The organism is Leptolyngbya sp. O-77 (assembly GCF_001548395.1).
GTDB lineage: Bacteria > Cyanobacteriota > Cyanobacteriia > Elainellales > Elainellaceae > Thermoleptolyngbya.
In genome coordinates, this window is sequence record NZ_AP017367.1 from 1416844 (window position 1) to 1428553 (window position 11710).

An 11710-nucleotide genomic window follows, 5' to 3' on the forward strand; every position below is an offset into this window, starting at 1 on the left:
TGTTTCCTCTAAGGGGGCTTGCATAAAAAGGCGGCGCTAGCCAGCGACGAACCCTTTCATGCAGATCTCCAGCGCGATCGCCCCAAAATCCTGAAAGATAAGATAGGTCTATGTCAAAAAGCAAAGACATTAGATCGACCCCAGCCTCAGGAGATTGCTCAGCGCTGCACAAAGGGGCGATCGCCCTTCCCAGACCTCCCGGATATTCTTATCCCACAAAATTGGGCTGAGAAAATCGTGCTAAAAAATATGGGGCGGTGATGCTTGGCGATCGCCCGTCCTATGCTGTAATACATTGCGCCATAGCTGTCGTGCGAGCAGCTTGTTTTCCCCCGAAATTTTGGTCGTTTAGTCACTTACGGCGCTGGCAGGTGCGACCAACACCCACCAACGCCTGACCCCTCGACAGATCCAGGCTGTCTCAGGGCTGCGTCCATTGTAGGCCGCCCTGTCCCAGCGCTTCACCTCCGGGGGCGGCCAACATTTCGGGGTTTCCTACCCCACTTGTTTCCAGGAGGAAACCCCAAATGCTAACAATTCAATACACCTGGTCGTCCCCACGCTCGGAGGCGACCCAGTTTTCGCTGCCCCCGCTCACCTGCGAACTGCCCCACCGTCGCCGCCTGCGCCACTACATCATCGGCCTGCCCGAAGACGCGCAACTGGCGATCGACCGGCTGCACCTGCTCCGCTACGCCGAACGCTTCGAGTGGACTCGCGCCCTGGAATTCCCACCCAACGGCATCGTCCTCAACGCCGAGCAACCCGGCGAAGTGCTGCGCTGCCTGCACCGCGAAATGCGGAGCAACCCTGGCGTGAATGAGTAAGAACAGATAAGGGAGATTTTGGGTTTTGGATTTTGGTGGTTCAATCCCCCAATCCAAAATCCAAACTCCCCAGTCTAAAATCCCCAATCCCCAATCGAAAATTTCAAACAGGTTACACAGGGCATCTCTGCCATTGCCTCTCCAGCTACAGGCTTGATGCCAAAATGCCCGGAGTTTGTCAAGCTTACTGATAGTCAGGTGATTTGAATCTTCCTTAGCTATTAGCGATTTTTAGAGAAGTTCTAGGATTACGATTTAGGCGGATCTGTAGGCTTCGGCTCTCGTGCCGCGGGTCGAGGTTCAGAAACAGCGCCACTCCGCTCCCGTGTCGTTGGTGTAGGTGTCCCTCCCTGAGCGGCCATCGCAACTGCTTCTAAGCTGAGGCTGGCATTGATGATTGCCCCTGCGATGGAGACGTTAGTCGGCAAACTTGATAACTTAACCGCATTATCCAGCTTGGCTTGTCCAGCTTCCAATGCCTTGAGCGCCTGATCGGGTTGACTGGCAGGTGCAGCGGACGCATCGCCGCCAGGAGGTTTTGCAGACTCCCCTGGCTTGGAGGCATCTCCCGGCTTGGGTGTATCCCCAGTTTTAGCTGGAGCGGGCGGTGGAGCCAGAGCAGACTCAGTCGCTTTGAGTGCAGCAGCGGCACCAGCGCTACTGGCGGTGCTAGTGCTCTTACCTAAATCTTGAGCCAGACCTACAACATTCGATAGGCCGGATGCATCGCGGAAGAGGTTGGCTGTTGCTAACGCCTGGATTGCAGCAAAGTTTGGATCAGGCATAGCAGAAGGGTTGATGAGGTTAATCGCGGGGGTGCCAACTGCCCAGATGTGGTGTTGTCTGCGATCGCCCGACTACCTGGTTTAATTCCTTCAATGTTAGGGGCTTGGATTGGAATCGGCGAGTCCTGCCAGTTCCAGAAGCGAGTCAAATCCAGTTTTTCTGACGCATTAAATCGACCTAGCACTGCTTCGGCAAAAGTACCCCCTGTCCCAATTGCCACCGTTGACTGCTCAATTTTGGCAAAGTCAACATGTTTCCTCTTCCAGGCTTTCCACTTTTGTAGATCTTGCTTTTTCTCATCCGACAAGGCATCCATCTCGGCCTTGGTGTAGCTGGCATCATCAAAATGATAGGGAAACACCAAATAATTGCCGTAAATAGTCAGAGAGAAGCATTAAATCTTAAGGGATTCCAGACTTCCCCAGCCGCTATGCCAAAATAGGCTCTGATAGCGGCGCTGGTTGCCCGTTAGCCTGGTCTGGAGGTCTTTATGGAGCCGAAACGAGAATTTCCTGCGTCTACCGTATTGGGGCTGGTGGCGATCGCCCTGCTGCTGGCGGTGGCGGGCGTAGGCGTGGCGCTTTGCAAAAGCCTGTTTGGCGCGGGCACGGGCGCAGAGATCGAAACGCTGACTGCGGGCAATCTGTTGGGAATCCTGCTGCTGGCGCTGGGTTTGCTGGCGGCGCGGGGCTTTTTGACGGTGCAGCCCAACCAGGCGGTGGTGCTGGTGTTTCTCGGCAAATATATCGGAACCGTGCGAAAAGAGGGCTTTTGGTGGATCAATCCGTTTGCGGCGCGTCGATTTGTGTCGCTGCGGGTGCGAAACCTGAACAGCGATCGCCTCAAGGTGAATGATTCGGTGGGCAACCCGATCGAAATCGGCGCGGTGGTGGTGTGGCGCGTGGCGGATTCGGCCCAGGCCGTGTTTGACGTAGACAGCTACGAAAAATTTGTCGAAATCCAGAGCGAGACGGCCATCCGCACGCTGGCGATTCGCTATCCCTATGATGCGGGCGATGCCGACACGCCCTCGCTGCGGAGTAGCCAGGACGAAGTGGCGATCGCCCTGCGCGAAGAACTGCAAGCCCGCCTGCAAGTGGCCGGAGTCGAAGTGATCGAAAGCCGCTTATCTTATCTTGCTTATGCGCCCGAAATTGCTCAGGTGATGCTGCGTCGTCAGCAGGCGCAAGCCGTGGTCGCCGCCCGCCAGCAAATCATCGAAGGCGCACTGGGCATGGTAGAGCTGTCGCTGCAACGCCTCAACGACGGCAACCTGATCGAACTCGATCCTGCGACTAAAGCTGCCCTGATTAATAACTTACTGGTAGTGCTGACTTCCGAGCAAAACGTACAGCCCATCATCGATACGCGAATTTAGCTGATTGCTGAGAGAGATAAGATAAGCTTGCGCTAAATCGGCACCTGCACTCGCGTTGTTACCGTAGTCATGGGCGGTGCTTCAGGGGCTTGCTCATGCTGGGTAAATTTCCAGCCGACGATCGCCCGATAATCGACCATCATCGTCAGCAGACCAATGCCGGAAGCGGTGTGTTCGTCGCTGAGGGCGTTTTGCTCTAGCTGCTGGATATAGAGTTCCAGCGGTTGGGCCGCGAGAATTTCCTGGATAAAGCGCTGAAAGGGGGCGATCGCCTCTGGTTTGACGCTGTTCGTCACCCAAAACACCAGGCGATCGGGGTGGAGTTGTAGCTTGATGCTGATGGGTTGGCGGGAAGCGTCGTCGTGAAACTTCATCGCGTTTTCCAGCAGCTCGTTGGCAATGTAGCGGACGGCATCCTGCATTTCGGTGCGGCGGTTCAGCGTTTTGGGGTCGCGCTCGTCGGCAGGAAAGAACGTCACCATGTAATCCGCCAGAAAATTAGCGGACAGCCCGTTATTGCGCCAGCGCTGGCGAATCGATTTGGCGCTGGGCGAAAAGCCCAAAATCAGATATTCCTGATTGGGCTGTAAAGCGTCGTCAAATTCTCCAAAAATTTGATTCATGCAGGAGGCCGGGGGCGGATCATTGAGGACGAATCATGCAGGAGCAAGTTGCAGGCTCATAGGCAAAGTTACCAAATCCACAGAAATGAGCAAAAATGAGGAAACACGATCGGAATGAATGCACAAAATTCTAATTGGCTTTTTCGATTTTGATCCACAAACAAGCGGGATTTAGCGAACTATCAAGCAGCCTCCTAGCGCTGTTTCACAATTAAAAGCGTGATGTCATCAAACACTTTTTGCTGTCCGATGTGACGACGCACATCGTCAATCACCGCCTGCCGAATCTCAATGGCTGAGCGCTGCCAGTGCTGGCTAATCACCTGACACAGCCGCTCAATGCCATATAGCTCATGGATTTCGTTGGCGGCTTCGGTGATGCCGTCGGTATACAGCACCACGCCATCGCCCGGTTGCAGGTGAATGTGGGTGTGGGTGATGAAGTCGGAAATATCTTCCACTAGACCCACCGGAAAGCCCAGCGTCATGGTGTTAATCGACTCGATTTCGCCATTCGCCCGCACGACCAACACTTCTTCATGCTGTCCGCTGAGGCGCAGTTGTCCGGCTTCGTAGTCCAATAGGGCCAGGGTTAGGCTGCGATCGCAGTTCATGCGCTGCACGTTGTCGTAGATCACGCGATTGAGCGTGCTGAGAAAGCGCACTGAGTCGGTTTCCTGCGTGGAGAGCAGCGTTCGCACTGCCGTCTGCACCATGAGCATCAGCATACCGCTTTCCAATCCGTGACCCGTGATATCGCCAATCCCAATCTTGACCGCGCCGTTGTCGTGCAGCACGTCATAATAGTCGCCGCCAACTTCATCAGCGGGTTCCATAAACCCAGCAATTTCCAATCCTTCGATTTGATCTAGCTCGTGATCTTTGGGCAGCATCATTTGCTGAATTTGGCGGGTAATGGCCAGTTCTGCGCCCATTCGCAGGTTTTCTGACTGCAACTGCTGGTTCAGCAGCGTAATTTCGTCGTTGGCGCGGGCAAGCTGGGCGGTACGCTCTTCAACTTTTTGCTCTAGCGTGCGGTAGAACTGGGCATTTTCCAGGGCGATCGCCGCTTGCGCCGAGAGAATATTTAGCACCGTCACCCGCTCTGGTGTGAAGGTATCGGTGGCCAGGTTGTTTTCCAGATACAGCAGCCCAATCAGATTGCCCTGGTTCAAAATGGGCGAACACAAGACAGAACGCAACTGGTGCTGCACGATATATGGATCGGTGGTGAACAGACCCTCCTCCACCGCATCCCGCAGCACCACGTCTTCGCGGGTGCGCTGCACATAATAGATCAGCGACAGCGGCAGGGTTTGCTCGTCGGGCGATCGCGACTGCACCCGCACCAATTCCTCCTCCTCCAACTGTCCTTCTGCCTCAATTCGCAGTTCATCGCCCTGAAGCAGCAGCAGACAGCCCTTCTGTGCGCCTGCATTTTCGATGGCCAGCTTTAGCAACTTCTCCAGCAGGTTCGCCAGCACAATTTCCCCAGAAATCGCCTGCGCCGCCTTGATCACCGTATCCAAATCCAGGTTTAGCCCCTGAGTTCCGCCTGTAGAACTGCTCGACCCCAGCACTATTGTTTGGTTCATTAGCTCAGTTCTGGACGAGGCTTCCATCCGTCGGTCCAGCAGTTGCGGATAGAGCGTGTTGAGCGCGTCTACTTTGTAAGTTGCGCCCCAGCGCAGGTAAGTATAGCGGGCATCGATTAGATAAGATTGGGCCAGTCGTTCTTTACCTAGCGCCAGATAAAACTTGCCCGCTAGCTCCTGGGCTAGCGCCAGGTCGTTGATAAAGTTATTGTCTTTAGCAGCCTGAATTGCCTGATCGTAGGCATCGATGGCTTCGGCCGTGCGCCCCAGCACCCGCAGCCGCTCGGCTTCTAGCAGCAGATGGCGATGCAGGTAGTTGGCAGGGCAGTAGGTCGCCCAGCGTTTGGTCATTCGCAGAAATTTGTTAATCTGGCGCAGATATTGCCGCTGCACCTTGGGCGAAACGCTGTTGTAATGCGCCAGGTAGGCCAGCGGCCAATAAAAATAGAAGAGGGCATAGAGGGAGGTCATGGGCGACGATTCTTGATATGCCACAGCCTGTTTTCCGGTTTTGATCGCCGTGGCATAGTCGCCGATGTGATACGCCCAGATCACCTTGGCAATAGAGCCGTAGAATAGTGGCACTCCCAGTTGCCTGTCTATAAACTGGGGCATCATTTCGTCTTCGTTGTAGATGCTGCCAACCAGGCGATTCGCGTAGTGATCTGTTCCAGAATCGCCCTCGATACCCTGGCCGCGCAGGTGCAGCACGAGCTGATGCCACGGCAGCATGGAATAGACCACCTGCTCCTGTCCAAAGCTGAGAAGCTGGGTTTCATATTGCTGAAAGGCTTCGGCCACCTCATACAGCGGTTCGCCCAGCAGCAGTTGGTGAAAGCAGTAGACCGAGGCAGCCAGCGAAGCCGCCTCCTGGTTGCCCAGTTCCAGCCCTTCGGCATAGGCGGCGAGGAGTTCAGGGGGCGATCGCCGCAGCGGTTCTTTCCAGTGGCGCAGGCAGGTTTCAAAGCCGACAATGACGATCGTTTTGAACTGGCGGGCGTTGAGCCGTTCTACGACGCGCAGACTGAGCTGGCCAAAGTCATAGGCCCGGTCAATATCGCCCAGCCCTGCCCGCAGCATCACGCCATAGGCCACGCCCTGTGCCGCCGTTTGAGGCGAGCTGCCATATTTCACCATCAGGTTGATCACGCGCAGCGCCGTGACTGCAATCAGATAAGGGGCAGCATTGGCAGCCGCCATGATGGGTGAGCTAACGAGCCGCATGATGCCTTCTTTGACCGGATCGGTCATCGGCGGCAGCGCTTCCAGATCGCGAGAGGAGCGATTGCCAATCACCCAAAAGCGCGTCCGCATTAGCTCCAGCCCGACCTGGAGGCGGCTGGGATGGCGCGGAATTTTCAGCCCCAGGCGATTGATCGCCGTCACGAAGACATCGAGCGCCGCGTCCATGTTGTTTTGGGCGGAATAGGCGGAGATTTGCGTTTGGTAAGCCTTCACGGTGTCTAGGTTGGCGCGGGCGTGATGCAGGATCATGTCGGCAAGCTGGTTGACCAGATCAAAATCGCCTTTCAGGTAAGCGGCTTCGGCAGCCTCTTCGTACAGCGCCAGAGTGAGTTCGTATTGATTTTGCCAACTGTGCTGGTCGAGCAGGTCGGCTCCGACCCGCAGATAGCGCAGCGCCGTGTCGTAGGCGTTGGATTCTTTGGCTTTGGTGCCTGCTTTCAGGTTTAGCCGAGCCAACTCGTGCCGCTCGACGGGGTTGGCAATCAGCCCGATGCCTGTGTTCAGGTGATTCACGATGTCAAACAGGCGCTCCTCCTGCTGGTCTGCGGAACTGTGGGTGAGGAGCGATCGCCCAATGCGATAGTGGATCGTTTCGCGTTCGGCTTCGGGAATTAGCGAGTAGGCCGCCTGCTGCACCCGGTCGTGTAGAAATCGAAACACCAGGTCGCGATTCCACGCCGGATCGCTCTGCAACTCGTCTGCGCTGGACGACTCCTGCCCATTCTGCTCCAGGCTGGCAAACGGATAGCCACCGCCCAGCGGCATCACCAGCCCTTCCTGCACACTCTGCCAGAGGTCGGCCGCCACTGCGCTCTGGGACAAGTCGGCGGCGATCGCCAGTGTAGGCACGTCGAACTGGTTGCCCAGGCAGGCCGCCAGCCGCAATACGCGCTGGGTGTCTGGCTCTAGCTTTTGGATCTTGTCGGCCATCAGCTCAACGACATCTTCGGGTAGCCCCGTATCGCGAATCTGGCTCAGATCCCACTGCCAGTTTCCCGACGACGCATCGTAGTTGAGTAGCCCTTCGGCATACAGCGACTTGAGAAATTCCGTCAGAAAAAACGGGTTGCCTTCGGTAATTTGCATCACATAGTTGGCCAGGGGGGCGATCGCCTGGGGCGCGACACAGCACGTATCGGCCACAATCTGCTGCACGGTGTCTGCATCCAGCGGAGCCAAGTCGATCTGGCTAATCCGCACGCCCTCCTGCCGAATCTGATCCAGCGTCAGCATCAGCGGGTGGGCCGGGCTGACTTCGTTGCTGCGATAGGCCCCCACCAGGAAAAGATAGCGGCTATCCGGCGCAATCAGCAGGCGCTCGATCAGCTTCAGCGAGGCCACATCTGCCCATTGCAAATCATCCAGAAACATCACCAGCGGGTGTTCTGCCTGGGTGAACACCTGAATGAAATTTTGAAACACCAGGTTAAAGCGGTTTTGGGCCGCCTGGGGAGCCAGCAGCGGCACCGCTGGCTGTGGGCCGATGATCAGCTCCACTTCGGGAATCACCTCGATCACCACCTGTCCGTTGCGCCCCAGCGCCTTCGACAGCAGCGTTTTCCAGCGGTCGATCTGCGTCTGGCTCTCGGTCAGCAGTTGCCGCATTAGCTCTTGAAAGGCCTGAATCAGCGCGGAGTAGGGAATATTTCGCTGAAACTGGTCATATTTGCCCGCGATGAAATAGCCCTTGTGGCGCGTAATGGGTTTGTAGATTTCCTGCACCAGCGACGACTTGCCGATGCCGGAATAGCCCGCCACCAGCATCACCTCGCTGCGTCCGGCGGCCGTCATCGCGGCCCGTAGCGCTGGCAGTTTGGACGGAGTCATCGGCTCTCCGTCGAGGACGCGCCCCCGCTCTGCGGCTCCGGCGGCGATCGCCTGCCCCGCTGCCACCCGCTCAAACCCGTCGAGCAAAAGCTGCACCTCTCGCTCTCGCCCGTAGAGCTTTTGGGGAATCTGGAAGCGACCGGAAGCGTCGTCTTGCCCCAGCGGAAAGGGGGCGATCGCCCCAGTGGCCCGCAGGTCTACCAGACAGCGCTCCAGATCGGTTTTGAGGCCATAGGCGCTCTGGTAGCGGTCTTCAGCATTTTTGGCCAGCAGCTTTAGCACGATCTGCGACAGCACAGGCGGCACGGTTGGGTTGACCTCGTGGGGCGGGTCGGGCTGCTTGGCCAGGTGGCTATGGATTAGCTCCATTGGGTCAGACGTGCTAAAGGGCGGATTGCCCGTCAGCAGTTCATACAGGGTCGCCCCCAGCGAGTAAAAATCAGTACGATAGTCTAGCGAGCGATTCATCCGCCCGGTCTGCTCTGGCGACAGGTAGGCTAGCGTGCCCTCCAGTCGATTCAGCGTTTGCAGGGTGGGGTTTTCGCGCGACAGCACGGTGGCATTGCCAAAGTCGATCAGCCCAATGCGGCCCGTATCTGCGTCATACACCACGTTGGCAGGGTTCACGTCTTTGTGAATCACGCTGGCGGCATGAACCTGGCCCAGAATCTCCGCCAGGGCGATCGCCACCGACAGCGCCTCTGGCACATCGAGCGATCGCCTCAGCAGCAGCCGTTGCAGCGACTCGCCGCCAAAGTCCTCCAGCACCAGCACCACGCCGCTCTGGTGTGGCTCCAGTCCATAGACGCGGCTGATCCCGTCCACCGCCGACAGCCGATTCAAAATCTCATGCTCCAGCCGAAACCGCGCCAGCTCCTCCAGGCTGGGATATTCCGACTGAGTTGCTTTAAGAATCACAGGCACTCGATCCAACTCGCGCTCAGCCCGATAGACCACCGAGCGACTGCTCATGTGGAGTTGGGTCAGCACTTCATAACCTGCAATTACGACCATGCCGGATAAGCGCTAAAACAAAAACTGGGTTCTCAGGATGATACTGTAGACCGGCGGATTTTCGCTGAAATTATTCGGGTTAAACGACACAAAAAACATCGGCACCAGCCCCACATTGTCATTCAGCGGAAAGTAGTAGCTGGCCAGCACATCGACCTGCGTGCCGCCATCGCCATAGCCCCCTACCAGAAACTCCTCACCATCCGTCACGTCAAACGGAATCGTCGCCGCCAGCGTGCCCAGCGCTCCTGGCTTGCCCAGGTCAGGAAAGGCAAAGCCCAGTTGGACCGCCTGCACCTCCACATTGCCGCCGTCGCGCAGGGGATTGATCGGGTCAATCTCCGACGTGCTAAAGGAGTAGCGCCCAAACACGGCAAACCCCGGCGACAGGGCCCAGTCAAAATTCAGCACAAAATTGTGGGCGATGATGTCGTCTACCGTGCCGCCGAAGCCGTCATCTACCGCGCCCCGCAGCGAAGTCAGCAAAAAAGGAAACACCGCCAACCCTTCGGGCACACCCGGAAACGGCGGCGGCGCTTCTAGCCGACTGCGGTTATACAGCAGGCGAATGTTGGCGTTAAAGCTTGGGGAATAGGTCAGCTCCGCCAGGATGTTGTTGTTGCCGTTGAAAAAGCCCCGGCTGGGGTTGGCTGAGCCGTCGCCACCGGGGGAAATAAAGGGTTCGTCAAAAATTCGCTGCGATCGGTCATTGCGAGACAGATAGCCTGCCCGCAGCAGCCATTGGGGGCTGAGCGTCCATTCAAACAAGCCGCCCGCCCCCGACAGCCCGTTGCCCGCCAGCGTGCTTTGGTAGAAATTTAGCCCGCTGGAGCCGAAAACGATGTTGGTAAACGGGTTTTGGTCGAAATGGCGAAACGGCAGGATTCGGGGCCCCACCACCAGCCGAAAGTCTTCGCTAAACAGCGGAAAGGCGTATTTTAGCTCAAATAACCCGACGGAATTGGGCGACAGCGGCGTAACGGGGTTGGAATCGGCGTAGGGGATGCCAAAGCTGCTGGTGAATCCGGCGGAACTAAAGGTGCTGGCGGGCGGGTCGCCGTTGCCCATTGCCAGGATCATCGTCAGTTCGTCGGTCTGCTGAAAAGACCCCGTAAAGACGAAGTAGGTCGAATAGCTGAAGGTGGTGGAGGGATCATCTCGCACGGTTTCCACCACCGGGTCGCCAAACTGCCCCGTTTGCAGGTCAAACTGGCGGGCCGGTCGCCGAGATGCCGGACTCACGCCGGGGACGGTGATGCCTTCGGCCAAAATGTCGCCACCCGCAAAGGACTGACTGAAGTTAAAGGAGGCCAGCGTGTTGAACCGCAGCGTGGTGGAAAACTGATTGGCTTCCAGTTCAGAGGCGGCGGCCTCTAGTTCATCCAGGCGATCGCCCAGGGTGGCCAGTTCGGGTGCAAACTCGCGCTGGAGGGCTTCGATGCGGGCGATCGCCTCCGGATCAAGCTGCTCCAGTCGCCCCGTCACTGCGTCCAGACAGGCCGCCAGCCCCGCCGCAAACTCGTAGCGCGTCATCGCCTGCCCGCCTAGATACCGCCCGCTGGGGTATCCCTCCAGACAGTCCAACCCGCCCTGGGCTTCGTCATTGGACAGGTAGGCCAGCGCCTCGTAGGCCCAGTCGCCCGGACTCACGTCCGCAAGCTGCGAGACAGCAGTGACCTGTGCCATCTGGTCTACCGAAAACCCGTCCAGCCCTGGGTACAGCGCGGTTGGTTCGGCAGCAAAACCAGTTTGCTGTGCTGTGTCGTCGAGGAAGACTCCATCAAGGGTTTGCGAGAGGGCGGGAACCCCCAGCGCCACCAGTCCAAGCGACAGTCCCAGCGGCACCAAAAATTCGTGGCAATGTCGAGGGGCGAGTTGATGGCTAAGGGGTGTACCAAGGTGGGCGATCGCCCGCTGTGTCGAGACCAGAGCAGAATTTAAACCCACGACCTTAAATCCTCACACACTTCAAAATCTGATTCAGAACTCCCTGCAAAGACCTGTTCAAATACTGTTCAAATATTCAAATCAAATATTCAAATCAAATGTTCAGATACTATTCAAATACTGTTCAAATACCGTGCAAACACCGTGCAAACACCGTGCAAACACTGTTCAAATGCTATTTGAATTTCTTGGAAGGATTTCTGCAAAAGTTCCTGCAAAATCAGTGTGAGAAGCCATTAAAACCAGGTTTGGGGCTACATTTACAATCTTGTTCGGAATAGCTAGACCAAGTGCCATGTGGCTTTCCAACTCAGTTTCGTAGCCAGCATTTGCGGTCTCACTAAAACCTTGTCCAACTCTGGTCAATCTCTGGTCAATGATCACACTCTGCACCACGGCAGACTTTAGAAACGCCTCTAAACCGCTCTACATACGCAGATGCACACTTACCGCCGCAAATTTTCATTG

At 56.8% G+C, this 11710-nt stretch carries 9 protein-coding genes; 3 read left to right on the top strand and 6 right to left on the bottom strand.

Translation table 11 applies throughout. The features are described 5' to 3' along the window. The first annotated feature begins 18 nt into the window (after positions 1-18). Positions 19-261, top strand: a complete 243-nt coding sequence (locus O77CONTIG1_RS24220; protein WP_156434973.1) for a hypothetical protein — start codon at positions 19-21, stop codon at positions 259-261. 266 nt (positions 262-527) lie between these two features. Next, positions 528-827, top strand: a complete 300-nt coding sequence (locus tag O77CONTIG1_RS06070; protein ID WP_225894698.1) for a hypothetical protein — start codon at positions 528-530, stop codon at positions 825-827. A gap of 248 nt (positions 828-1075) precedes the next feature. Here the strand turns inward: O77CONTIG1_RS06070 and O77CONTIG1_RS24225 are convergent, their stop codons facing one another. Both O77CONTIG1_RS24225 and O77CONTIG1_RS06075 read right to left on the bottom strand, forming a co-directional pair. After that, positions 1076-1612, bottom strand: a complete 537-nt coding sequence (locus O77CONTIG1_RS24225) for a hypothetical protein (RefSeq protein ID WP_156434975.1) — start codon at positions 1610-1612, stop codon at positions 1076-1078. Then, positions 1576-1977, bottom strand: a complete 402-nt coding sequence (locus O77CONTIG1_RS06075; RefSeq protein ID WP_068508914.1) for a hypothetical protein — start codon at positions 1975-1977, stop codon at positions 1576-1578. Before O77CONTIG1_RS06075 ends, O77CONTIG1_RS24225 begins: the two co-directional genes overlap by 37 nt. 126 nt (positions 1978-2103) lie before the next feature. Here O77CONTIG1_RS06075 and O77CONTIG1_RS06080 point away from each other — a divergent pair, with 126 nt between their 5' ends. Beyond that, positions 2104-2991 (top strand): SPFH domain-containing protein, encoded by an 888-nt coding sequence (locus O77CONTIG1_RS06080; RefSeq protein ID WP_068508915.1) that lies wholly within the window; start codon positions 2104-2106, stop codon positions 2989-2991. 32 nt (positions 2992-3023) lie between these two features. Here the strand turns inward: O77CONTIG1_RS06080 and O77CONTIG1_RS06085 are convergent, their stop codons facing one another. The 4 genes from O77CONTIG1_RS06085 to O77CONTIG1_RS24230 all read right to left on the bottom strand — a co-directional run bounded on the left by O77CONTIG1_RS06085 (position 3024) and on the right by O77CONTIG1_RS24230 (position 11626). After that, positions 3024-3614: a slr1658 superfamily regulator gene (locus tag O77CONTIG1_RS06085; protein ID WP_068508917.1), complete on the bottom strand. Its 591-nt coding sequence runs from the start codon at positions 3612-3614 to the stop codon at positions 3024-3026. A 194-nt stretch (positions 3615-3808) separates the two neighbouring features. Next, a complete protein-coding gene (locus tag O77CONTIG1_RS06090; protein WP_068508919.1) occupies positions 3809-9295 on the bottom strand; it encodes an AAA family ATPase in 5487 nt (1828 codons plus the stop codon). Between the two features lie 12 nt (positions 9296-9307). After that, entirely contained in the window at positions 9308-11242 is a 1935-nt protein-coding gene (locus O77CONTIG1_RS06095; protein WP_156434977.1) for an iron uptake porin, read from the bottom strand. A gap of 168 nt (positions 11243-11410) precedes the next feature. After that, complete coding sequence (locus O77CONTIG1_RS24230; protein WP_156434979.1) at positions 11411-11626, bottom strand: hypothetical protein; 216 nt, start codon at positions 11624-11626, stop codon at positions 11411-11413. Between the last annotated feature and the right edge of the window lie 84 nt (positions 11627-11710).